Annotated in this window: 22 protein-coding genes, 1 tRNA gene, 1 other RNA gene and 1 pseudogene; 6 read left to right on the top strand and 19 right to left on the bottom strand. The window is 50.4% G+C overall.

Annotated features, from left to right (window positions below; translation table 11 throughout):
* Positions 1-75 precede the first annotated feature (75 nt).
* The 3 genes from K1558_RS06285 to K1558_RS06275 all read left to right on the top strand — a co-directional run bounded on the left by K1558_RS06285 (position 76) and on the right by K1558_RS06275 (position 3547).
* On the top strand, positions 76-927 hold the full coding sequence (locus tag K1558_RS06285; RefSeq protein WP_238650544.1) for a P-loop NTPase family protein: 852 nt from the start codon (positions 76-78) through the stop codon (positions 925-927).
* 89 nt (positions 928-1016) lie between these two features.
* A complete protein-coding gene (locus K1558_RS06280) occupies positions 1017-1583 on the top strand; it encodes a TetR/AcrR family transcriptional regulator (protein ID WP_238650543.1) in 567 nt (188 codons plus the stop codon).
* A 62-nt stretch (positions 1584-1645) separates the two neighbouring features.
* Positions 1646-3547: an alpha/beta fold hydrolase gene (locus K1558_RS06275; RefSeq protein ID WP_238650542.1), complete on the top strand. Its 1902-nt coding sequence runs from the start codon at positions 1646-1648 to the stop codon at positions 3545-3547.
* Here the strand turns inward: K1558_RS06275 and K1558_RS06270 are convergent.
* The 4 genes and pseudogenes from K1558_RS06270 to smpB form a co-directional block, all read right to left on the bottom strand.
* A complete protein-coding gene (locus K1558_RS06270) occupies positions 3489-4274 on the bottom strand; it encodes a nucleotidyltransferase domain-containing protein (RefSeq protein ID WP_238650541.1) in 786 nt (261 codons plus the stop codon). The two genes, K1558_RS06275 and K1558_RS06270, sit on opposite strands and share 59 nt — an antisense overlap.
* 189 nt (positions 4275-4463) lie before the next feature.
* Positions 4464-4736: pseudogene (locus K1558_RS06265) on the bottom strand (PD-(D/E)XK nuclease family transposase); the annotation flags it as partial.
* Between the two features lie 78 nt (positions 4737-4814).
* Positions 4815-5179: a transfer-messenger RNA gene (ssrA, locus tag K1558_RS06260) on the bottom strand.
* A gap of 192 nt (positions 5180-5371) precedes the next feature.
* Positions 5372-5851, bottom strand: a complete 480-nt coding sequence (gene smpB / locus K1558_RS06255) for an SsrA-binding protein SmpB (protein WP_238650539.1) — start codon at positions 5849-5851, stop codon at positions 5372-5374.
* A gap of 200 nt (positions 5852-6051) precedes the next feature.
* Here smpB and K1558_RS06250 point away from each other — a divergent pair, with 200 nt between their 5' ends.
* Entirely contained in the window at positions 6052-6393 is a 342-nt protein-coding gene (locus K1558_RS06250; protein WP_238650538.1) for a hypothetical protein, read from the top strand.
* A 361-nt stretch (positions 6394-6754) separates the two neighbouring features.
* On the opposite strand, the gene rnr is transcribed toward K1558_RS06250, so the two are convergent.
* The 8 genes from rnr to K1558_RS06210 all read right to left on the bottom strand — a co-directional run bounded on the left by rnr (position 6755) and on the right by K1558_RS06210 (position 17473).
* A complete protein-coding gene (gene rnr / locus K1558_RS06245; protein WP_238650964.1) occupies positions 6755-9658 on the bottom strand; it encodes a ribonuclease R in 2904 nt (967 codons plus the stop codon).
* A gap of 230 nt (positions 9659-9888) precedes the next feature.
* On the bottom strand, positions 9889-10122 hold the full coding sequence (gene secG / locus K1558_RS06240) for a preprotein translocase subunit SecG (RefSeq protein WP_036690096.1): 234 nt from the start codon (positions 10120-10122) through the stop codon (positions 9889-9891).
* Positions 10123-10317: 195 nt separating this feature from the next.
* On the bottom strand, positions 10318-11604 hold the full coding sequence (eno, locus tag K1558_RS06235) for a phosphopyruvate hydratase (RefSeq protein WP_238650537.1): 1287 nt from the start codon (positions 11602-11604) through the stop codon (positions 10318-10320).
* Between the two features lie 63 nt (positions 11605-11667).
* A complete protein-coding gene (gpmI, locus tag K1558_RS06230) occupies positions 11668-13212 on the bottom strand; it encodes a 2,3-bisphosphoglycerate-independent phosphoglycerate mutase (protein WP_238650536.1) in 1545 nt (514 codons plus the stop codon).
* Positions 13212-13967 (bottom strand): triose-phosphate isomerase, encoded by a 756-nt coding sequence (gene tpiA / locus K1558_RS06225; protein ID WP_238650535.1) that lies wholly within the window; start codon positions 13965-13967, stop codon positions 13212-13214. Before tpiA ends, gpmI begins: the two co-directional genes overlap by 1 nt.
* A gap of 27 nt (positions 13968-13994) precedes the next feature.
* A complete protein-coding gene (locus tag K1558_RS06220) occupies positions 13995-15176 on the bottom strand; it encodes a phosphoglycerate kinase (protein WP_238650534.1) in 1182 nt (393 codons plus the stop codon).
* Positions 15177-15293: 117 nt separating this feature from the next.
* On the bottom strand, positions 15294-16304 hold the full coding sequence (gap, locus tag K1558_RS06215) for a type I glyceraldehyde-3-phosphate dehydrogenase (RefSeq protein WP_238650533.1): 1011 nt from the start codon (positions 16302-16304) through the stop codon (positions 15294-15296).
* Positions 16305-16420: 116 nt separating this feature from the next.
* A complete protein-coding gene (locus K1558_RS06210; RefSeq protein WP_238650532.1) occupies positions 16421-17473 on the bottom strand; it encodes a sugar-binding transcriptional regulator in 1053 nt (350 codons plus the stop codon).
* 302 nt (positions 17474-17775) lie between these two features.
* Here K1558_RS06210 and K1558_RS06205 point away from each other — a divergent pair.
* A tRNA-Arg gene (locus K1558_RS06205) sits at positions 17776-17850 on the top strand.
* 192 nt (positions 17851-18042) lie between these two features.
* Positions 18043-18639: an ATP-dependent Clp endopeptidase proteolytic subunit ClpP gene (gene clpP / locus K1558_RS06200; RefSeq protein ID WP_338019672.1), complete on the top strand. Its 597-nt coding sequence runs from the start codon at positions 18043-18045 to the stop codon at positions 18637-18639.
* Positions 18640-18736: 97 nt separating this feature from the next.
* Here clpP and K1558_RS06195 read toward each other — a convergent pair whose 3' ends face one another.
* The 7 genes from K1558_RS06195 to K1558_RS06165 form a co-directional block, all read right to left on the bottom strand.
* Positions 18737-19375, bottom strand: a complete 639-nt coding sequence (locus K1558_RS06195; RefSeq protein WP_238650531.1) for a GDSL-type esterase/lipase family protein — start codon at positions 19373-19375, stop codon at positions 18737-18739.
* Positions 19376-19526: 151 nt separating this feature from the next.
* Positions 19527-20642 carry a PdaC/SigV domain-containing protein gene (locus tag K1558_RS06190; RefSeq protein ID WP_238650530.1) on the bottom strand — a complete coding sequence of 372 codons (1116 nt, stop codon included), beginning with the start codon at positions 20640-20642 and terminating at the stop codon, positions 19527-19529.
* Between the two features lie 250 nt (positions 20643-20892).
* On the bottom strand, positions 20893-21588 hold the full coding sequence (locus K1558_RS06185) for an SIMPL domain-containing protein (RefSeq protein WP_338019675.1): 696 nt from the start codon (positions 21586-21588) through the stop codon (positions 20893-20895).
* A gap of 158 nt (positions 21589-21746) precedes the next feature.
* A complete protein-coding gene (locus tag K1558_RS06180) occupies positions 21747-22283 on the bottom strand; it encodes a GNAT family N-acetyltransferase (protein ID WP_238650528.1) in 537 nt (178 codons plus the stop codon).
* A gap of 77 nt (positions 22284-22360) precedes the next feature.
* Positions 22361-22630: an HPr family phosphocarrier protein gene (locus tag K1558_RS06175; protein WP_036690075.1), complete on the bottom strand. Its 270-nt coding sequence runs from the start codon at positions 22628-22630 to the stop codon at positions 22361-22363.
* 97 nt (positions 22631-22727) lie between these two features.
* Positions 22728-23657, bottom strand: coding sequence for a DNA-binding protein WhiA (gene whiA / locus K1558_RS06170; RefSeq protein WP_238650961.1), 930 nt, complete (start codon positions 23655-23657; stop codon positions 22728-22730).
* 19 nt (positions 23658-23676) lie between these two features.
* Positions 23677-24618 carry a gluconeogenesis factor YvcK family protein gene (locus K1558_RS06165; RefSeq protein ID WP_238650960.1) on the bottom strand — a complete coding sequence of 314 codons (942 nt, stop codon included), beginning with the start codon at positions 24616-24618 and terminating at the stop codon, positions 23677-23679.
* Positions 24619-24635: the final 17 nt, after the last annotated feature.

Here is a 24635-nt window from a genome sequence, read left to right as displayed (position 1 = left end):
TGAACAATAATATTCCAAATTATAGAATTATATGTATCTCTCTTTGAAAATAAAGAATCCGAATGGGGTGTTAACTTGAATACAAGATTTATCAACTTTGAAGGAATTCATGGTAGCGGAAAATCAGCATGTGCATGGAATTTATATAACAACTTGAATACAAATAATATAAAAGCAGTGGTTTTTTTCGAATATCATATGAACTCCACTATTGAGAACCCGTGCGATATAAGAATGACCGCAGTAATGACAGAGAAAGAATTCGAAGCTGTTATACAGAATCATTCTGTTAACGGAGAATTACTTAGAGATAAAGTAAAAATCCATAATGGATGGTATTGTGTTTTCGTTCCTGATTTCAAAGAGTATCCAATAATTAATGATTTATTGAGACCGTATATAGCCGATAATGGAAATTTAAAGACGGAACGTTTTATGCAGGCATTAAAAGGCAGAATAACCGCATTTGTTGAACAGGCCCTTAATTCTGATCTGGTATATGTGTTTGAGAACGTTATTTTTCAGCAAATCTTAAATGAACTTATGCGCACAATGGATTGCGATGAACAACAAATGACGGATTATATATTAGAGGTTGAACAGATATTGAGTCCCCTTAATCCATTAATTTTCTACTTATATCCTGATGATCTAATAGGACAAATCAACAAAGTAGCATTAGAGCGAGTGTCCGATAATTATGAATTATATCCTGACTGGATTGACTGGATGGTGGAGTATTTAAAAAATTCAGAATACGGAAGGATACATAAGGTATCTGACCGGGAAGATCTTATGATCTATTTTGACAAAAGAAGATCAATAGAAGAGAAATGTTTCGGAAGGTTACGGTCAAATAAAGAAAAAGTTTATGTGGACCGTATGGATTATGATGAAGAGAATGCATACATATACAGCAAGCTATGATCGGCCCGCAGATGAAGATACATTTATCCTCCTACTTGCAACGCACAAATTAGTACTGTATAGTACTAATCATGACAAAGGCAAAAATAATGAACCAAAAACGTGTGATTGAAGTCGCGGCAGCCTTATTTTTAGAAAAGGGATTTGCTTATACCAGCATGGATGAATTAGTACGTGTAAGCAAAGTATCCAAATCGAATATGTATTATCACTTCGCGGATAAGGAGGAATTGTTAGCAGGGGTCGTGGATTATTGGATTGAGACGTATGAGCGGGCAATGGATGAAATCCTTTCCCAGAACCAATTATCTGTGGAAGAGCGTGTCCAGATGTTTCTAAAGCATTTATCACAGGGAGTTCAGTCCAGAGAGTATAAGGGGAGCTGTCCGTTTATTACGCTGTATATTCAAACTCCGGCACAAGCTGCGCACATCAAAGAAAAAATAGGTCTCTTTTTCACAGGATTACAAACGAAGATCTCTCTATTGCTTAAGCAAGGAGCAGAAAAAGGCGAGTTTAGAGATACGATTCATATTGACGAGGTAGCGGCACTTTTTATAACGAATCTTGAAGGTGCGCTGTTTCTTGCAGAGACATTGAAGGATGCAACGGTGATCACGACAACAGCCAGCCACTTTTTTAACTTGCTTCGATAAGCGAAGCATTTTTTTTGCACAAAATTAGTACCATTCAGTACTAAAAAAGGAGACCAGATGATATGAGAACTATATTTTTAACAGGTGGAACAGGCTTTATCGGGAGGCAACTCGTGGAGGAGCTTCTTAAAGAGGAGGTTAAGATTTTTCTTTTAGTGCGGTCGAAGAGTAAAGCAACACGTATTTTTCAGGAAAAAGGTATTTTTAACGAGGCAGCCATGCACTTTATTGAAGGTGATTTGACGAAAACAGATTTAGGTCTAAGTGATGAAGATAAGGACAAGGTACTCAGCACGGATATTATTATTCACGCAGGCGGACAAATGGATATTCAAGCGACAACGCAAGAGGCAACCAATGTATTTTTAAACGGTGCCAAGCATATCAGTGAATTCGCTAAACGTATTCATCAATTGAAGGGGTTGCAGCATTTTATTCATGTCGTTGGATATATGAGCCCCTTTGATGATGAGAATAGCAAGGTTACGATTGATGTGTTCCGGGAAGGGCACGACTATTTGAATATAAAAAACCCGTACGAAAGAACAAAATTTCTAGCAGATCTGTATATTCGCCAGCAGGCATCCGGGGTAGGCTATCCGCTGTCTGTTATTAATCCGCCAACCATAGTCGGCAGCAGTACAACAGGGAGTACAGAGCAGGTAGCAGGCATAGGCTTGCTTGTGGAGAGTATGCGTAGAGGTCTGATGCCGGTTATCCCTGGAGGCAAGGGGTATAAATTACCGCTTATTGCAAATGATGCGCTGGCGAAGTTTATGGTTCAGGTTGTTAAGCGGGAGCCATCGTCTATTCAAACCTATACCCTTGTTCCAGACCAACCGCTGGACCCGGATATATCTGAATTATTAGGCGCGATGTCAGAAAGTATGAATATGGCCGCACCTACAATCTCTGTGCCGCTTCGCTTCATGAAGGCACTTATGAACAGCGGGCTCAGTACAATCACGGGAATTCCATCGGATGGCCTGAACTTTATTACGAATAGAACATTCTCAAATGATTTACCGAAAAAAGTCATGGGAGCCGATTGGTTTACGAAGACGAGTGTTATGAATTTTTTCCCGGCTGTCGTAGCAGATTTGGATTATCGCCTGATGTACCCCAATGACCCGCATAATCATGCATTTGAACGAACCATAACCGGAAACACTGTGATTCATCAAATACCAGGCGAGGGTAGGCCCTTTATTTTATTCCACGGTTTGCTCAGTGATGGAGCCGATTTATTTCCTTTAGGACTAGAGCTTCATGAAAAAACAGGTCAACCGGTATGGATTCCGGACCTTCCGGGTTTAGGACGTTCACCTTTTAAGCGGGAGAAGAATCTGCTGGATCTCTATTTGAATGTAGTGAAGGAGTTATCAGCACAAGCTGCTCATGACGCACATTGGATTGGCCATTCCTTCGGAGCGGTTATTCTGCTGGAAGCGTTAGCGCGAGAGTACCTAGGTACGAATAATTCTATTACTTTACTTCAGCCGCCTGTTACGAAAAAAAATCCTAAGACGTTTCAGGCTCCTCAATTCATGAACAAATGGGCATTGAAATTAGCTACTGCTAATTCATTAGAACGTTATTTAATTGGTAACGGTCTGTTTGCAAATACGGAGAGCATTCCAAAGCATTACATTGCCAAAGTACGCAGCAGCTTCACTTCGCCTAGAATTTTAAACACCACTCTTCTGCTGAACCGTTTTCTATCGAGAGACTATCAAGGTGATTTCACCAAGGTACCGAGGTCTAATCTACATGTTATTTGGGGAGATCAAGACCGGCGCTATTCTGCTCCAGTACAGCATGGTGAGGTTGATATTGTTCCGTATGGTCATCATTTTCCGATTAGCCATCCAGGGGAGACGGCTTGTTATGTATTAGCGCAACAGTTTATAAATCGAGAACCGGAACAGGCCCGTCCATCCAGTTCAGCTGGCTATCGATCATGAACTGAACCGTCCAATGATGCTCCGCCTGATACCAGTTATTAAATTCAACAATACTCTCGTACAGATTCTCGACGGCTTCCGGCGTTCGTTCTTCCAGTACCCGATGGATGTCCGCCAACAAATTCTCCGGCTTCTTTTGGACCTCTTCCAGAACCTTTAAGAACCACTTATACGAAGGGAACAGCGTTTCGTTGTGTGCCAAAATTAACCTGCCTGCGAAAAAGGCATATTGGGTCAAACAGTGGTCGATTAATAAACGATTGTTGCGTTTCAGTCCTTCGTAATAATACCATTTCCAGGTTTCGAATTGTGCATAGAACTTCTGCATGTGCTCTGCCTTTTTCTCCACCGGATATCGGGGAGCGTCTTGGACCAGCTGTTCCAGCCCCTCGATGTTGGAATAGGTGACGAACGCATCCTGGAATGCGAACTTAGCAGGCTCGCTGCCGGATTCGGCCACTTGCTTGATGTAGGAAGCGGATACAACCTTCCCGTCCACGTAACCGCCTTCATAAGAACAGGATTCCGTTTCGAAATACCCAAGATTATGGATGGAACAAGCATTCTTGTAATCCTCTTCAGAAAGGACAATCATAATGTCGATATCAGAGGTTTCGCCAGCAAAGCCATGCGCCACGGAACCTCCGATAATGATACCTTGTACGTCGGGTCTGGCTTTAAGCTTGTTGGTGATGGTATCAATAGCAGCTTGATGATGGGGATACATAATACATTCACTCCAATTAAATTAATATAAACATTAATTAGTAAGCCAATACGTTAATCATAAGGTAATAATATTCCACTTTTGGAATTCCCGCAATCCCCTGAATGAAATAATCATCACCATTATTAAGGAAGGCAACGTTAGTAACAAAAAAAGGGAGCACCCTCACATAGGATGCTCCCACATTTTTTACTTTCTCAAAGCATTGATCTCTTGCTCTGTTAATCCAGTAGCCTTAATAATAATCGATATGTCCAGATTCAGGTCAAGCATGTTCTTAGCCACCTTCTTTATACCTGCCATTTCCGCACTTCCCAGCATCGAGGCCTCATCATGCAGATATTTCTGTCTGGCCTCATACAACCGTCTGGCTTCTGAATCCTGACTCAAATACTGCAAAGTATCCATTGCCTTTTTCAAACCCGGTTCATTCATCTTCAGCACCTCAGATTCGTTATTATTATAGCATTTTTCAAGTGAACTGAGTCTTAAAGGGAGACGAAAAAAGACACCCTTCAAGGTGTCTTTCACTGATACTCCATATGGAGCCGAGGGGAGTCGAACCCCTGTCCGAAGATAACGGCACATAAGCTTCTACGAGTGTAGTTACAGTTTTGATGTCACCCTAGAAGCCCCCCGTAACCGGGTCCCCTTCGGGTCAGCCTGATTATCTTCTTCTGCTGACCCCAGGCGGAGACCAGACAGCGTATCCCACTACTTGTTAGCCCCTATCCCTGTCACATGGGCGATGCAGAGTAGAAGCACGCACACAGGTTATTAAGCTGCGAAAGCGTAGTTGTTTTGTTGTTTGCCGTTTAATAGGCTTTAGCGTTGATGAAGCGGACGCGTCCCCACTACTCGCTACTCATGCTCGAACTACCCCCGTCGAATCCAAGAACGGCCCCTCATTAGAAAGGGCGCTTCGGATTAACGGATCAATAACAAGCACAAATGCTGATCCGGTACACAGCAATCTGACTTAAGACGGCTGTTCAGAAGCATTAAAATCTACTTACCCAGTATAGCACATTTATCAACACTTTAACACGTGGGTTAAAGGAATTGAAGGTTGAATCTGGAACGGCCGGCCGGGCCGGTTATCTGGCGACCTTCTGCTTCTCGCGCAGAGCGCGCTGGATGTCGCGTTGAGCGTCTTTTTTGGCGGCGGAGTCGCGTTTGTCGTATTGCTTCTTCCCCTTACCTAGGCCGATCAGCAGCTTCGCATAACCATTGCGCACATAAACCTTCAGCGGCACAATCGAATAGCCTTCCTGCTTGGACTGCCCGAGCAGCTTGTGGATCTGCGCTTTATGCATTAGCAGCTTGCGTGTGCGGGTCGGATCGGTCGGATTACTGCGGTTCCCCTGTTCGAACGGGCTGATGTGCATATTGTGTACTTGAATCTCGCCGTTACGAATGGTGGCAAAAGCATCGCCGATGTTCGCCCGTCCATTGCGCAGCGACTTAATCTCGGTACCGGTCAGCACCATCCCCGCTTCGTAGGTGTCCTCAATAAAATAGTCATGGGAAGCTTTTTTATTCTGGGCGAGCACTTTCCCGTCTGCTTTTTTACCCATGAGCGTCACTCCTTGTGTTAAATTCCGGCAATCCTTAACGGACACCAGGTCTATATTGTATCAAAAGGCAAGCGGCCAACGCAAGGAAGGAACGCTCTATGCTGCGGCCGTGCCAAGGCTATTTATAGCTGCGCCAATATTGTAATTTCATGTTCGCCATGTCAATATATTTGAAGGCTTTACTTATCAAGGAGGTACATATGGATAGTGTAATTCAAGGGCTAAAAGCAGAACGGGAGCAACTCATTCAGGCATTAAAAACAGTTCAAGCTACTGCTGACCATGCTCAAATACTAGAAAAAAAGCTGGAGCTTGATACTGCCATTCAGTGGCTTGAGCAAATCGATTTATTACAATTACATCCTCCTAAGGATTACATTTTTGCCCAGGTACCAGAAACAAAAAATGCATTTTCAGAATATAAAATTGTGGAGACGTTAGAAAGTGATGATCCTGGGGACTGGCAAGAGCTAAAATTAACGTATGAAGGAGAAGAATTATGGTTGTATACAGGCGATTGGGTGTTAAAAAGCAAAAATTGAACAAAATCATCCTAACGGATGAATAAGATTACCTTTGCGCGAACACAACGTATGTTGTTTTTCACATATACCCGGGCCGTATGCCTTCTTGCGAACACATTGTATGCTGTTTTTCACATATATTCAGGCCGTATGCCTGCTTGCGAGCACAATGTATGCTGTTTTCCACATACATTCAAGCCCTATGCCTGCTTGTGAGCACAACGTATGCTGTTTTTCACATACATTCTGCAACAAAGTCACCTTTCGAATCATTCAAAGAACTCTTATCCTATAGCTTACCATACAAAAAAAGTGGAACTATTAGATTCCACTTTTTTCGTCTAGAGGTTCAGATTACTTCCCAGCCTCGCCGTTCCGCCTACGCCTTAGGTTTCTTCTTGCGCTTCCGGCGTCCGCTCTGCTCGCCGGCCTCAGCTCCCGCCTGGCCCGGGGGCTCCCCGCTGCCTGGCGTCACGGCGGGGCTAATGAACACGCCGCCTTTCTTCTTGCGGCGGCCCTTGCCCTCCGGCGCTGCACCGCCGCGCCCATCGGGCCCCAGGTCCTCGCGGCTGCGGAACCGTGTGCCCGCGTCTACGCCGCGCAGCTCACTGCCCGCCTGCTCAGACCCGCCACCGCCCGGCGCGCCGTAGCCGCCTTTGCCGGAGCCAAAACCAAACGCGATGCCGCGCCCCCCGGCACCGCCACCACCGTCCGCGCCGCGCCCTCTGCCGCGCTCGCGCGAACCGCCAGCCCCGCCGGCTTCGCCCCGGCGATCACCCTTCGCCGCACCTTCGGCAGATGCGGCGGCCAGACCGCGCCGGGCCGCCGCTTCCGGCCCGCGTCCGCGCTGGCGGCCGCTGCCTGCGTCGCCGCCCGCATCCCAGGCCGCCGCACCTTCAGGGCGCGGCTCCGTGACAGCACCGCCGAAGCCTCCGGCGGAGCCGCCCTTGCCCTTACCGGCTGCACCGAAGATGGCGCCTTTACCCGCGCCGCCCTTCTTCCCGCCGTGCTTGCCAGCGGCGGCTGCACTCCCGGGCTTGCCTTTACCGCCACGCCCCTTACCGCCGCCCTTGCCGGCGAGCGGCTTGCTGAAGCCTCCGGCACCCGGTCGGCCGCCATAGCTGCGGTGCTCCCCGGCTGCGCGCGGCTTCATATCAAGCAGCTCGAAGTCGATCGTGTGGTCATCCATGTTGACCTTGGCCACACGGATTTTCACTTCATCGCCGATGCGGAACACCTTGGAGGTGCGCTCCCCGATCAGCGCCATATGGCCTTCGTCAAAGTGGTAGTAGTCATCCGTCAGCGCACTGAGACGAATAAGGCCTTCCACCGTATTTTCCAGCTCAATGAACATCCCGAAGCTGGTCACACTGCTGACCATGGCGTCGAATTCCTCGCCCACCTTGTCCTGCATGTACTCAGCCTTCTTGAGCTGCTCCGTATCGCGTTCAGCTTCGACTGCAACACGTTCACGCTCGGAGGACTGCTGGGCAATATCCGGCATCCGGGAGGCCAGATATTCATGGCGCTTCTCCGTCAGCGCTCCGCCATTCTCCAGCACCTCACGCATCACACGGTGAATAACCAGATCTGGATAACGGCGGATCGGTGAGGTGAAGTGAGAGTAGAATTCCGCCGCCAGCCCGAAGTGTCCGGTGCTCTCGGCATCGTATTTCGCCTGCTTCATCGAGCGCAGCATCATCGTACTGATGACCGTCTGCTCCTTGGTGCCTTGAATCTGCTCCAGCAGATCCTGCAGCGCGCGCGGGTGAACCGAATTGCCCCGTCCCTTCACGTGATAACCGAAGTTCGCGGCGAAGGCCATGAAGTTCTGCAGCTTCTCCGGGTCCGGGTCCTCGTGAATCCGGTACAGGAACGGCACCTTCAGCCAGTGGAAATGCTCGGCAACCGTCTCATTGGCCGCCAGCATGAATTCCTCAATAATCTGCTCGGCGATGGTACGTTCACGCTTCACAATATCAATCGCTTTGCCGTTCTCGTCCACAATGATTTTGCTCTCTTCAAAATCAAAATCAACCGCCCCCCGCCGCATCCGGGCCCCGCGCAGCTTCAGCGCCAGCTCCTTCATCAGCCGGAAATCTTCGATCAGCGGAGCATACCGCTCCAGCAGCTCAGGATCTTCATCCTCGACGATCTTGCGGACATCCGAGTAGGTCATCCGCTCTTTGGTGCGGATCACACTCGTGAACACATCATGCTTCACGACCTTCATCTGCTCGTCGAACTCCATCTCACAGGACATTGTGAGCCGGTCCACCTTCGGATTCAAGCTGCAGATCCCGTTGGACAGCCTGTGGGGCAGCATCGGGATGACCCGGTCCACCAGATACACACTGCAGCCCCGGTCATAGGCTTCCTTGTCCAGCTCAGAGCCTTCTCGCACATAGTAGCCGACATCGGCAATATGGACGCCCAGCTTATAATGGCCATTCTCAAGCCGTTCCACGTTGACGGCATCATCCAGGTCCTTGGCATCCGCGCCGTCAATCGTGACGATATTCAACCCGCGCAGATCGCGGCGCCCTTGCTGAATAATCTCCTCTTCCGTGATGGAATCCGGGGCCTGCTCGGCCTCCTTCATCACTTCTGCGGGAAAGGCCTCCGGCAGCTGGTGCTTACGGATCACCGACAGAATGTCCACTCCGGGATCATCCTTGTGGCCGAGAATCTCAATGATCTCCCCTTCCGCCGCCGCCCGGCCTTCCGGATAGTTCACAATCCGGACCACTACCTTTTCCCCGTCAACCGCACCCATGAAAGACTGCTTGGGGATGAAAATATCCCGGTTAATCCGCTTATCATCCGGCAGCACAAATCCATACGTCTCCAGACTCTGGAACACGCCCACCGTCTGGGTCACGCCTCTGATCAGAATCCGTACGACTTCGCCTTCCATACGCCCGCCGGACGAGCTTCTGGAAGTGATCCTAATCAATACGATATCGCCGTTCATTGCACCCTTCAGATCATTAGCGTGGATATACACATCCGGGTGATCCCGGTCATCGGGAATCAGGAAGGCAAAACCCTTCGCATGGGCCTGCAGCCTTCCACGCAGCAAATCCATCCGTTCCGGCACACCGTAGCGGTTATTGCGGGTCAGCACAATCCGCCCGTCCTTCTCAAGCGCAACCAGCAGCTCCTCAAAGGCTCTAAACGTCTCTGTGTCCTCTATGGCGAAATGGCTCACCAGTTCATCATAAGTTAATGGTTTATAAGCGGTCTCCCGCATGAAATCGAGTAAAATCTCCTGTGTTATCATGTTCGTCACCTCAGCCCTCCGCAGCATTTAAGCCACTGGCATATATGTATGTCTTGTCCGACTGCACATCCCATATATCCAAGTAAAATTTACCTTTACTACTTCATACCCTAGTATACACGAAATCAATCCCGGGCATCCCTGTTAGGATGTTCCCAATGTTAATTCTGCATGCAAAAAAGCCTCCACTCATTCTATTCAGAACAGAGCGAAGGCTAACTGTAGTTCTATTATTCAACCACGATGGCTACAACAATCGACATGATGAAGAAACCGGCTGCCAAACCAACCGTTACACGCTGGAGGACAAGCTCCATACCGCGCGCTTTCGTTTTACCGAAGAGATGCTCAGCACCGCCGGAGATGGCACCAGATAGACCGGCACTTTTCCCTTTTTGCAGAAGAACGACCGCAATCAGACCTACGGCAAAAATCAGAAGCACCACTTTCAAAAAGATATCCATTCACTTCCACCTCCTACGTCCAAGCATCACTATCTATGCTAAATTAGTATTCACGTATCATAAACAGCATTTTTATTTTAACATAGCCACAGAATGAATACAACCTTTCAGACTGCATTCCAGCCTTATCCCTTCAATGAAAATTAAAAAGAACCTGCCGGAAACCGGCAGGCTCAGTATTATCTTCAAAAGAAATTATCTTTTGAGGTTGTAGAAGGATTTCAGGCCGTTGTATTGAGCCAATTCGCCCAGCTCGTCTTCGATGCGAAGGAGTTGGTTGTATTTAGCCACACGGTCTGTACGGGAAGGAGCACCAGTCTTGATCTGTCCAGCGTTGGTAGCAACCGCGATGTCAGCGATCGTGCTGTCTTCGGACTCACCGGAACGGTGGGAGATTACAGCAGTGTAGCCGGCACGCTTAGCCATTTCGATAGCGTCGAAGGTTTCAGTCAGTGTACCAATCTGGTTAACCTTAACCAGGATGGAGTTACCGATGCCTTTTTCGATACCAGTTGCCAGACGCTCAGTGTTCGTAACGAACAGGTCGTCACCAACCAGCTGAACCTTGTCGCCCAGCTTCTCAGTAAGCAGCTTCCAGCCTTCCCAGTCGTCTTCGGACATACCGTCTTCGATTGTGATGATCGGGTACTTCTCAACCCAGGAAGCAAGCAGGTCAACATACTCAGCGGAGGTGTAGGATTTGCCTTCACCAGCCAGTGTGTATTTGCCGTCTTTGTAGAACTCAGTGGAAGCTACGTCCATACCGAGGAATACGTCAACACCTGGTTTGTAGCCGGCTTTTTCGATCGCTTCGATAATTGTAGTGATTGCTTCTTCGTTCGAACCCAGGTTCGGTGCGAAGCCGCCTTCGTCGCCAACTGCAGTGTTCAGGCCTTTGGATTGCAGTACGGATTTCAGGTTGTGGAAGATTTCAGCACCAGTACGCAGTGCTTCCTTGAAGCTAGGAGCTCCAACCGGAAGAACCATGAACTCTTGTACGTCGATGTTGTTGTCGGCGTGCTCACCACCGTTGATGATGTTCATCATTGGTACTGGAAGAGCCTTAGCGTTGAATCCGCCCAGGTATACGTACAGAGGAATATCCAGAGCTGTTGCAGCAGCGCGGGCTACGGCCATGGATACCGCCAGGATTGCGTTCGCGCCCAGCTTGCCTTTGTTCGGAGTTCCGTCCAGAGCGATCATCAATTTGTCGATGCCCACTTGGTCCAGAGCGTCCATACCGATCACTTCAGGAGCGATAATCTCGTTTACGTTCTCAACAGCCTTCAGAACGCCTTTGCCCATGTAACGGGATTTGTCGCCGTCACGAAGCTCAACGGCTTCATGAGCACCTGTGGAAGCGCCGGAAGGAACGATCGCGCGGCCTTTAGCGCCGGATTCCAGATATACGTCAACTTCTACAGTAGGGTTACCACGGGAGTCAAGGACTTCGCGTGCATACACATCAGAAATAATAGTCATGTAAGTTAATCTCCTTTTAACATTGGGTTTGGTATTACTTGTGAAACCATGCCTGTCTCTTGCTTACTTGCGGCTGGCAATCATGGATTGGCCGGTCATTTCCGCTGGCTGCGGAATGCCCATCAGATCCAGAATGGTCGGCGCCACATCGGCAAGAATACCGGATTCGCGCAACACAACATCTTCAGTGGTAATAATGAAAGGAACCGGGTTGGTGGTGTGGGCTGTGAACGGACGGCCTTCTTCATCGAAGACCATATCGGCATTACCATGGTCGGCAATGATAATCGCAACGCCGCCCTTAGCCACTACAGCATCTACAACCTTCCCTACGCATTCATCAGTCACTTCTACCGCCTTGATGGTAGGCTCCAGCATACCGGAGTGTCCCACCATATCGGGATTGGCAAAGTTCAGAATAATGGCATCCTGTCTATCCGCCTCGATCTCCGCTACGCAGGCCGCCGCCACTTCGTAAGCGCTCATCTCCGGCTTCATATCATAGGTTGCCACCTTCGGCGAGTTAATCAGAATGCGGGTCTCACCCGGAAGCTCTTCATCGCGTCCGCCGCTGAAGAAGAAGGTCACATGCGGGTACTTCTCAGTCTCCGCAATGCGCAGCTGCTTCTTGTTGTGCTGAACCAGCACTTCACCGAGAGTATTGTCCAGATTCTTCGGGGAATAAGCCACGTAGCCCTGAACCGTCTCGCTGAAGGTAGTCAGACAGACGAAATGCAGATTCTGCGGGAACTTGGGACCCCGGTCGAAGCCGCGGAAATCGGAGTTCGTGAATACTTGGGACAGCTGAATCGCACGGTCAGGACGGAAGTTAAGGAACACTACAGAGTCTCCGCTCTCCACTGCCGCTACCGGGTTGTTCTGGCTGTCCACAATCACGCTCGGCTCCACGAATTCATCATACACAGAGTTCTGGTAAGAAGCAGTGATCGCCTGCAGCGCGTCGGTATATTTAGGGCCCTCGCCATATACCATCGCACGGTAAGCTTTCTCTACACGATCCCAGCGTTTGTCACGGTCCATAGCGAAGTAACGCCCTGATACCGTAGCAATTGTTCCTACGCCAACCTCTTCAATCTTGGCAACCAGATCCTGAATGAACTTCTGTCCGCTGTCAGGTGGTACATCACGGCCATCCATGAAGGCGTGGATATAGACTTCATGCAGATCTTCCTTCTTAGCCAGATCCAGCATCGCGAACAAGTGGTTGATATGGCTGTGTACGCCGCCGTCCGATACCAGGGCATAGAGGTGAAGCTTCTTGCCTGCTGACTTCGCGCTTCTTACCGCAGCTACCAGCGTCTCGTTCTCGAAGAATTCACCGTCACGGATCGACTTGTCGATACGGGTCAGATCCTGATAGACAATCCGGCCGGCACCGATGTTAAGATGCCCTACCTCCGAGTTACCCATCTGGCCTTCCGGCAGACCTACAGCTTCGCCGCAGGCGGTAAGTGTAGTGTTCGGATATTGCTTCAGGTAACGGTCGTAGTTCGGCTTGTTGGCCTGGGCAACCGCGTTGCCTTCATCCGTATTGCGCAGTCCGAACCCGTCCATAATGATTAGAGCTACAGGTTTTGGTGCTGACATTACTTCGCCCCCTCAACGAGTGACACGAAGGAAGCTGGCTGCAGGCTGGCACCGCCGACGAGAGCGCCGTCGATGTCGCTTTGACTCATGTATTCCGTTACATTCTCAGGCTTCACACTGCCGCCGTATTGAATACGTACCGCATCAGCTGTTGCTTCGTCGTACAGGCCTTTAACAAGGGTACGGATATAAGCAATAACTTCGTTGGCATCCTGGGAAGTGGAGGATTTACCTGTACCAATTGCCCAGATCGGCTCGTAAGCGATCACTACGCTTGCTGCCTGCTCTGCGCTAAGACCGGCAAATGCCGCTTCTGTCTGAACCTTGCATACATCCTTAGTCTGGTCAGCTTCACGCTCTTCGAGCTTCTCGCCTACGCAGACAATTGGAGTAATGCCGTGACGGAATGCTGCGTGCATCTTCTTATTAACGATCTCATCCGTTTCACCGAAATAAGCGCGGCGCTCGGAGTGGCCGATGATTACATACTCTACTCCGAGATCCTTCAGCATTACACCGCTGATCTCGCCAGTGTAGGCGCCATTATCTTCAAAGTGCAGGTTCTGTGCACCGATCTTGATGCTGGTGCCCTGTACCGCTGCAACCAGAGCAGGCAGATTGGTGAATGGCGCGCAGATTACTGTCTCAACGCCTGCAACCTCTGCCTTGCCTTTGACTTCAGCGATGAAGCCTTCGGCTTCCGGAACGGTTTTGAACATTTTCCAGTTGCCTGCAATAATAGGTGTTCTACTCATAGTGATGTATTGCCTCCCTCTTCGGTCTTACTTGTCGTTCAGTGCTTCTACACCTGGAAGCGCCTTGCCTTCCATGAACTCGAGTGATGCGCCGCCGCCGGTGGAGATGTGATCCATCTGGTCTGCGAGGTGGAATTTCTCTGCAGCCGCAGCGGAATCCCCGCCGCCGATTACAGTATAGCCTTCGGTAGTAGCACAAGCCTGAGCTACAGCCTTGGTACCTTCAGCGAAGATATCAATTTCAAATACGCCCATCGGTCCGTTCCATACGACCAGCTTGGAGTTTTTGATAATATCGGCATACATTTCACGGGTCTTAGGCCCGATGTCAAGACCTTCCCAGTCAGCAGGAATGTCGGTGGCGTCTACAATCTTAGTGTTGGCATCCGCACCGAACTTATCAGCGACTACAACGTCAACCGGAAGCAGGAAGTTCTTGCCCAGCTTCTTGGCCTTCTCAATGAAGCCAAGCGCTACATCGATCTTGTCGTTGTCTACCAGGGATTTGCCGATTTCGTAACCTTGAGCCTTGGTGAACGTGTAAGAGAGGCCGCCGCCAATCAGTACGTTGTCCGCCAGGTTCAGCAGGTTGTCGATAACGTCAATTTTGTCTTTCACCTTGGAGCCGCCGATAATAGCCGTGAACGGACGTTCAGGATTCGACAGAGCTTTACCCAGAACGGACAATTCCTTCTCCATCAGAAGACCGGATACAGCCGGCAGGAAGTGAGCGATACCTTCTGTTGATGCATGCGCACGGTGTGCCGCGCCGAAGGCATCGTTCACGAACAGGTCAGCCAGTTCTGCGAACTGCTTCGCCAGTTCAGGGTCGTTCTTCTCTTCGCCTTTATAGAAACGGACATTCTCAAGCACCAGCACATCGCCTTCGTTCAGTTCAGCGATCTTCGCTTTCACGGCATCGCCAACAGCTTCATCAGCCTTAGCTACCGGTTTGCCGAGCAGCTCGGACAGACGCTCTGCCGCAGTGGTCAGACGCATGGAATCGACGAATTCACCTTTAGGACGGCCCATGTGGCTGGCCAGAATGACCTTAGCACCGTTCTCGATCAGGTATTTAATTGTTGGAAGGGTTTCGCGGATACGGGTATCATCAGTGATTTTACCGTCTTCCACAGGCACGTTGAAATCTACACGCACGAATACGCGCTTGCCTTTCACTTCTACATCACGGACACTTTTTTTGTTCATGATTATTATTTCCTCCACACCCAGAATTGGTTGCTTCACGAAGCCATTTCATTTAGAAAGAGCGGAAACAGACTTTCCTTGTTTCCGCTCTATTGTACCGCTTATATGAAATCGGTCTTACTTAGCGAGCTTAGCGAACTTCTCCAAAGTGCGGACGAGCTGTGCAGTGTAGGACATTTCGTTGTCGTACCAGGCAACAGTCTTAACCAGCTGCTTGTCGCCAACAGTCAGAACCTTAGTCTGAGTAGCATCGAACAGGGAACCGAAAGTCATACCCTTGATGTCGGAAGATACGATTTCGTCTTCAGTGTAGCCATAAGTTTCAGGATCGGAAGCTTCCTTCATAGCTGCATTGATTTCTTCAACCGTTACGTTCTTGTCCAGAACAGTAACCAGCTCAGTCAGGGAGCCAGTAGCTACAGGCACACGTTGTGCTGCGCCGTCCAGCTTGCCTTTCAGCTCTGGAATAACCAGACCGATCGCTTTGGCAGCACCGGTAGTGTTAGGGATGATGTTCTCAGCAGCAGCGCGGGCGCGTCTGAAGTCGCCTTTGGCGTGTGGAGCATCCAGTGTGTTCTGGTCGCCAGTGTAAGCGTGGATTGTAGTCATCAGGCCTTCTACGATACCGAACTTGTCGTTCAGAACCTTGGCCATTGGAGCCAGGCAGTTCGTTGTGCAAGATGCACCGGAGATTACAGTTTCGGAACCGTCCAGGATGTCATCGTTAACGTTGTATACAACAGTCTTCATGTCGCCTGTAGCAGGAGCAGAGATTACTACTTTCTTAGCTCCGCCTTTCAGGTGCTTCTCAGCAGCTTCTTTCGTTGTGAAGAAGCCTGTGCATTCCAGAACGATGTCAACGCCGAGCTCTCCCCAAGGAAGTTCTTCAGGGTTGCGGTTCGCCAGAACCTTAACATCTTTACCGTTTACTTTGAAGAATCCGTCATGTACTTCAACGTCTCCCTGGAATTTACCTTGAGTTGTATCATATTTAAGCAAATGAGCAAGCATCTTAGCGTCAGTCAGGTCGTTGATCGCTACCACTTCGATACCTTCTACATTTTGAATACGGCGGAATGCAAGGCGTCCAATACGTCCAAAACCGTTAATTCCCACTTTTACACTCATTGAATAGTTCCTCCTAGATTTCGTTTTATTTATTCAAGACAGGCCGTAAGGCTAGTCAAGACAACAAGGTTAAGTATAATGCATAATACCGCTTCGCGCTCCCCATTAAATGGAATCTATAGGGCCTTTTGCGAATCTTTGTCGATTTCTTTGCCGATTTCGACAGCAGCCGCTTCGTCAGTGACGAGAATATCCTCCTGCCCGAACTTCAGCATAGCATGAATGGCCTTCGCCTTCCGCTTGCCCCCGGCAATCCCGATAACAACCTCTGTCCGCATGATATCTTCCAGACGCAGTCCCATGGTCAGCATGGTGTGAACCACTTGGCCGTTCTCGTCAAAATAATAACCGAACGATTCGGCAATAGCCCCTTCGCCCTGAATCTCCGAGACAGTAGCTGCGTCAAGCTTGCGGCGGTGAGTCATTTCGATGGCATCGCCAATCCCATGTACAATAATACGCGATCCGCGTATCGTCTGTACAATCTCTCCAATGTTGGAGTCCATGGCAAGCGATTGATACGCTTCATTACTTAGCAGATCCGGCACATGCAGCAGCCGGTAATTCGCACCGATTCGCTTGGCCATCGTTGAGGCAATGGTATTCGCCTGTATCTCCATGCTCTCCCCGAGCCCACCGCGCGCAGGGACGACCCAGACGTTCTTATAGGAAGGGGATAACGGCGGAGTCAGCTGATCAGCCATCTCGGCCAGGGTGGAACCGCCGGTAACGGCGACCGTGTCGTCGCTGCGCAGCACACTCAGCAAAGCCTTAGAGCCTGCACGCCCCAGTTCACGCTTGGTGAACAGCGAGGTCTCACAATCACCAGGCACTACAACCACTTTGGTAAGACCGTACTTGATACGAATTTTCTCCTCCAGATCATCCAGGCCGAAGAGGCTCTTGGCGACCGGCTCCAGCAGGTCAAGCAGTCTGCGTCCGGCATCGCTGATGCGCATACCGACGCTCTCGATCTCAATGAGCCCTTGCGATTTCAGAAGATCCGTCTCGGCTCGCAGTACCCGCTCAGTCATATCAAGCGATGCGGCTAACGTCCTGCGCCCGATAATATCGGACAGCATGATCTGATGTAGAATCGTGTACCGTCTCTTAAGGGTGTCCATGAGATCAGGCAGAAGCTGCTTTTGGATTTCCATTAAATTACGCATGCTTTCACTCCTGCAACTTCGTCTTTCTCTTATCCCTTGTTCGTGGTCTCAAAATGTCCCGGGTTAACTTTTTAAGTCCCACCCATATTCTACCCAAAACAGACGCAGAGTGCAAGTGTTCCGAGACTATAATTCTCCGGGCGCTTTCATCTTATGCATCGTTCTCCGCAGGCTTGTCCATTCATAAGCACGCGGGGATAACATCTCCTGCAGCCCTGTTAAGGGGCATCAGAACTATTTTTTACTGAACCAGAGATTACACATTGCTTTTATCTGATAAGTATATTATAATAACTTCTGTTGCGCCCGTGGTCCAATGGATATGACGTAGGCCTCCGAAGCCTGAGATCCAAGTTCGATTCTTGGCGGGCGCGCCACTTTTTTCTTTTTTATGCATGTTTTAGCAAACCATACCATATATTAACCAACAGAGCCGCTTGCGGGCTCTTTTTTTTGAAACTAAGTTTGACTTTCTTTGACTTTTTGTTTGAATTTGTTTATCATGTGGTTAATACGGTAACAGTAAAAATGAACACATCCGAAGCACCCATTTTAAGGAGGTTTTCCACGTGAGTTATATTCCTATGGTCGTAGAACAGAGCAACCGCGGTGAGCGCGCTTATGACATCTATTCCCGCCTGCTGAAGGACCGCATCATTTTCCTTGGAACGGAGGTTAATGACGTGGTTGCCAATTCCATCATCGCACAAATGCTCTTCCTGGCTGCCGAGGACCCGGAGAAGGATATCCACCTGTACATCAACAGCCCTGGCGGTTCCATCACAGCGGGAATGGCGATTTTCGATACAATGCAATATATTAAGCCGGATGTATCCACCATCTGTGTAGGTATGGCTGCCTCTATGGGCGCCTTCCTGCTGAACGCCGGCGCCAAGGGCAAGCGCTTTGCTCTTCCGAACAGCGAGATTATGATCCATCAGCCGCTGGGCGGTGCCCAGGGCCAGGCTTCGGATATCGAAATCCGCGCCCGCCGCATCATCAAGCTGCGCGAGAAGCTGCACCGGATCCTGTCCGAGCGTACCGGCCAGCCGCTGGAGAAGATCGAGAAGGATACCGACCGCGACTACTTCATGAGCGCTGCAGATGCTGCCGAATACGGTATCGTCGATAAAGTGATCGAGAAGACACTGCCTGCTGGCGTGTAATACCTCCCGGGGATAAACAAGAGGCTGCTCCAGACCTTAACGGTCCGAAGCAGCCTCTTTCTTATGGATATAACCTTGCCGGGTGCTGTAAACCGGCCTATCCCAAGCCGCGATAGCCAAGCGCATCCAGCTTGCCCGCGATCACCCGGTATCCCCTGCCGTTCGGATGAATATGATCCAGGAACAGCAGCCCCCGCTCATTGCCGGCAAATTCATGATAGATGGAAGCAAACCCCACATTATAACTGCTGTAGTCTGCCGCGTAACGGTTGAACTGCCGTACCCATTCCGTTGCCTCATCCACCTGCGGATACGGATTATACAGCCCGACAATCCGCAGAATATACGGGCTGCGGGTGCCTGCCTTCAGGTGTGACAAGGTGCCCATAATATCGCTGAAATTCCGTTTGCAGTTCCGCAGGGCGTTCTGCAGCGCCCTTTGGAATTCTCCCGGCCTTGGACCGGCGGACTTGGCGGCCCTAATGAGATCATTACCGCCGATGGACAACGTAATGATCTGCGCGTCCTGCAATGCCGAGCGGTAGGCGGCAGAAGACCTCAGCCGCTGCTTCAGCCCCTCCGTGGTTAAACCGTTGACCCCAAGATTCACCGGTGCAACAGGGGAACGCAGCCTGCCTTCCGCCATCCGGCGGTAGACAGGTACGAAACCGTTCCCGGGCAGCGCTCCAAATCCGGTGGTCAATGAATCTCCAATCGCCGTATATGGATAGACCATTTCCTTCCCTCCCGCGTGATAAGCTGCTTGCCTTCTTTAGCTTATGACAGGCCGGGTGAAGTGGTAACGGCAGGGCCGCCCGATTAGTCCATTAACGCAAACAACCCTTGAGCTCCTGTCATAGGAGCTCAAGGGTATACTGTACCAATATTTACTTCAGCGCCGCGAACGGGCTGCTTCCATCCGGCAGCAGTTCCTTGAAGCTGAAGGTGAACTCAGGGAAGCCTTCAGCATATGCGGTGTAGTCGTACAGCTGGAAGAAGAGCACTGCTTTGCCGTCCTTCAAATAGAAGTACTTCTCGGTATTCAGTCCGTTGAACCCGCCCAGATAACCTCCATTAGCCTTAAGCTCTTTGGCTACCTTCGCATTCAGCTGCTTTTTGTAATTCGGGTTAGCCCCGAACAAATCGCCGAGCAGCAGGCGCTTCCCGTCTTTGAGCGAGAAGGTGAACGCATTGCGGTAAGTCATTCCATGGGCACCGCCGGTGTATTCATATTGATTCGTAATCAGACTGAGCACGCCATCCTGATTATAGGTGATTACATAACCGCCATCGAACTCATAGGGCCGGTCATCCTTTGCCCGCTTCGTAATTTGATCCTCAGCATCGGCTGCGAACTTCATCACCGTCTGCTTGATCGTGTCATTGATAGCCTTCTCGGCTTCCGGACTGGCCAGTCCGCTGACCTGCGGATAATCCAGCCGGATCGGCGCATCCTTATGATCCTTCACATAGCTGACCGTCTTGATCGCAACAGCATTCTGCGCTTTCTTCATCAAGTTCAGCCGACCTGAGGCCGCGCTCCAGTCGCTTTTATAGCCCAGATAATCATTCAGCAGATCCACCGGAACGAACAGCTTGTTGTTCCATTGCTTGGCTTCATATTCGCCGATGTAGTAGTTATTGACGCTGATCGTAATGCCATAGTCTGTAGTAGTCAGCTTCGTCTGTGCAGTGCCAGTTCCAATCGAGTAGGCCTTCTCCGCCTTGTCATAGGACAACGGCATCCCCAGCGAATCACGCATGAAGGCTACCGGAACCCACACCTTGCCATCCTTGAACAATCCTGTCTGTGAAGTAATCTTGCCGTTTACCTTCAGCACGACCAGTGAGGCCGATGGTTTCGATACCTTCGTGTTAGCGGCTGCCGAAGCAGCCTCAGTTCCGGAAGGGAATATTCCCGTTCCCCCAAGGAGCAGCCCTGCGGCAAGTATTCCGGCACCCCATTTGCGGGCATAGTGTTTAGAAGTCGAGTTCGTAGTCATTGATTAGTTCTCCTCTCATCCGGTGCTTATGTCTGGTCTTGATGCAGTACCTCAGTTCCACTCTTCCTATTATAGGGAGAAGCAGCGCCGGGGAAGTTACAATCCGCCTTACAGTTTCTTTAATTTTGAAGGGTCTATCTAAAGATATTGTTACCACTATATAAACAAATTGAGAGATTTCAATAATTCATTGGATCGCAAAAAGCGCCCGCCCTGCCAAATCAGCAGAGCAAGCGCCTTATACAGCGGTTTATTTCAACTCATACGTCACGGTGAGCTTAGTGGTGATTTTAACCTGCCCCGGCTCTACAGAGCTGCCGGCTGCACTATCCATTGCGGATTTCTGCATCATCGCTGCTTCTGCGAAGACTACCGGATTATTCCCGTCATCGCTTTGAACTACATTGACCACCATGCCCAATCCGCGTTTTGCTGCTTTGGCAATAGCTGCCGCTTTGACATCTGCATTCTGCATGGCCTTCTCGATCGCCTGGGCTTCGAATGCCGACGGATCTTCAATCGCAAACCGCACGTTGCCAATGTTGTTCGCTCCAGCCGCAGAAGCAGCATCCAGCAGTTGTCCAACCTTCGTCAGATCGCGGTAGGATACCTCCAGCGTGTGCTGGGCGTTATAGCCTTTTACCTTCTGGCCGTCCTTCTCGCTGTAAGTGTAGTTAGGCTGTACGTAGAACTGGCTGCTCTGAATGTCTTTGTCCGCAATGCCCCAAGTGGTCTTGAACAAAGCAGTCAGCTTGGAGATCTTCGCGGCTGTGCCTTTCTGCGCCTCTTGCGCGGTATCCGCTGTAGTGGTTACGCCAATGGAGAGATAAGCGATATCCGGTTTGATCGACAGCTCGCCCTTACCGACCACGTTCACAATGTTCTTCTGTACCTCATCTGCCGCGTAAGCCCTTTCAGGTCCCTTTAATCCTCCGCTCAATCCCATTCCTCCAATCATCAAGCTCCCTGCCAGCAATACCGCCCCAATCGATCTCACCCATGTTTTCACGCTTGCCATCCCCTTTCGCTTATTGTAAGTGTTATTACCCTCTAGACGGGCCAGCCTGGTAAAGGTTGCATACGTGAGATACGATATTTAAACTTTTATTTGGTGTCCAGCCAGAAGCGCCGGATGACATTGCCGTCCGCTTCAATATAATCGTCATCCGCTACTCCCCCATTCTTACGAATCGTCCGTTCAGATGCGGTGTTCACAGCGTCACAGACTACGAGTGCCCGCTCAATCCCCAGTTCACCGGCCTTCAGCAGGGCCTGCCTTAGAAGCTCACTGGCGTACCCTTGTCGGCGCGCAGAAGGAACCACGCCATAACCGATATGCCCGCCTGAATGAAGCAAGCCTTCCGTCAGCTGATGCCTGATGTTCACAGCACCGATCACCTGCTGATCCTCTGTTACAAGCCAGAAGGTTGAACTGCTTACCCATCCCTCCTTGATATTCACACCAGCCGCATACTTGCGCAGTGACTGAACCATCCCCTCGAAATCAGCAGGGCTCATCTCAATCACCCAGGGGATAAACGGCTCCCCGCTGGCTTTCCACTCTTCATAAAAGGCTATGTACGGCTTCCTAAGCGTTTCCGTAGGTTCTACTAATTTTGCACTGGCGTGCCGGTTCTCCATTCGGCGATCTCCCTTCCCGTTCAGGCGGTATGAAAAAAAGCCCCTAAGGGCTTTTGGTCAGACATAGTCATAAATAATTATTGGTTCTCCAGCTCTTCCTTGCTGACAAGACTGGTCAAAGCGGTTACAGCCTGTTCCGCATCGGCGCCGTCTGCGCTGATATGAATCTCCGTACCGGAACTGATCGCCAGGCTCATAATGCCCATGATGCTCTTGGCGTTAACCTTTTTATCGTCTTTCTCCACGAAGATTTCCGACGAGAACTTGTTAGCTTCTTGCACAAACAAGGCTGCCGGCCGGGCATGGAGCCCCGTCTTCAACCGGACAACTACCGGGTGCTTTGTCATGAAACGCTTACCCCCTATTTAAGATCTGCCCAAAAATTTCACATTAATTTTATAATATTATATCATTATAACGCCTACGGCACTAGAAAAAAAATAATCAGCCGCCCCGCACCTTATCCGCCAGCTCGTCAATTTTGCGCAAACGGTGGTTAACCCCCGATTTACTGACCGTGCCGCCCAGCATATCCCCGACTTCCTTAAGGTTAATATCCGGGTGGGCCAGTCTGATCTCGGCAACCTCGCGCAGCTTATCCGGCAGGTTCTCCAGTCCCACCTCGCGCTGCAGCAGCTTGATGTTCTCGATCTGGCGTACAGCGGCGCTGATGGTCTTGTTGAGATTGGCCGTTTCACAGTTCACAATCCGGTTCACCGAGTTGCGCATATCACGCATGATCCGCACATCCTCGAATTTGAACAGCGCCTGATGGGCACCGATCAGACTGAGGAACTCAATGATCTTCTCGCCTTCCTTGATGTATAGGATGAAGCCTTTTTTGCGTTCTATACAGCGGGCATTCAGGTGAAATTCACCAGCCAGCTCCACGAGCGCCTTGCAGTGCTCCTCATACATGGAAGCGATCTCCAAGTGATACGAAGAACCCTCAGGGTTATTGACCGACCCCCCTGCCATGAAAGCCCCGCGCAGATAGGCACGCTTGCAGCAGTTCTTGCCGACAATCTCCTCATCAATCCCGTCTGTGAAGATGAAGCCTTCCGAGACAATCCGCAGATCCTTCAGGATCTCCTGGACCTGGTTCGGGATTCTTACGATATAGACGTTATTCTTCTTCAAACGCATTTTTTTACGCACGAGCAGCTCGATATGGACCTGGTAATATTTCTTAAGCAAAGAATATACCCGCCTTGCAATCGCGGCATTCTCCGTCGATATGTCAAGAACGACCTTTTTGCTCGAAAGCTGCACCGAACCGTTCATACGGATAAGCGCTGACATTTCTGCTTTCTCGCAGCATGGAGGGCTCTCGATCATCGTCAGCTCTTTTTTGGTAAGGGCCGCAAAAGACAAGGGGCTCACCTCTTTCATGTTAACTCTTTCTGTTAATCCAATCCTGCACCAGCTGGAAAATATGATGGCTCAGCTTATCTGTATCATGCCTTAAATAGGTCCGGAATAATACAAGCTTGTCAGCGATCACCTTGTACCCGTTGCCGTCAACGGCTTCGCGGTCCAGCTGCACCGGGCGGGCGCCCTTCTCGGCATACTTGACCTGAACCTGCTCGGGAATCTCCCCGTCATTCACGATCACGTAGTCGAACAGATGCAGGCCGATATGGTCGTATACGGCCTGGAGATGGTCATTCACCGTGTAATTATCCGTCTCTCCCGGCTGGGTCATTACATTGCACACAAAAATCTTGATCGCCTCTGAAGCCACTACAGCTTCTGCCAGCTTAGGCACCAGCAGATTCGGCAGAATGCTCGTATACAGGCTGCCCGGCCCCAGCAGAATGGCGTCTGCGCTGCGGATCGCCTCAAGCGCCTCCGGCAGCGGCTCCACATCTACCGGCTCCAGGAATACACGCTTGATAACGCCCCCGGCCTCGGGAATTTTGGATTCACCGGACACTATGGTGCCGTCTGCCATCTCCGCGTGGAGGACCACCGCCTCACCGGCGGCGGGCAGCACCCGGCCGCGGACGGCGAAGAGCCGGCTCAGCTCTCTGACAGCCGTGACGAAGTCGCCGGAGATGTCCGTCAGCGCGGCCAGGATCAGATTGCCCAGGCTATGCCCGGCAAGCCCTTCCCCGCTGCTGAAGCGGTACCGCATAATCTGTGCCATCAGAGGCTCTACATCCGCCATCGCCGTCAGGACGTTGCGGATGTCCCCGGGCGGCGGCATCTGCAGCTCACTGCGCAGAATGCCGGAGCTTCCGCCGTCATCCGCCACAGTGACAATCGCAGTAATATCAAGCGGCTTCTCCTTAAGTCCCCGCAGCATTACGGAGAGTCCGGTCCCCCCGCCCATGACGACGATCTTGGGGC

Origin of the sequence: Paenibacillus piscarius, from assembly GCF_022234545.1 — a bacterium.
Taxonomy (GTDB): domain Bacteria; phylum Bacillota; class Bacilli; order Paenibacillales; family Paenibacillaceae; genus Paenibacillus_AQ; species Paenibacillus_AQ piscarius.
This window is presented reverse-complemented; position numbering and strand designations above follow the sequence as displayed.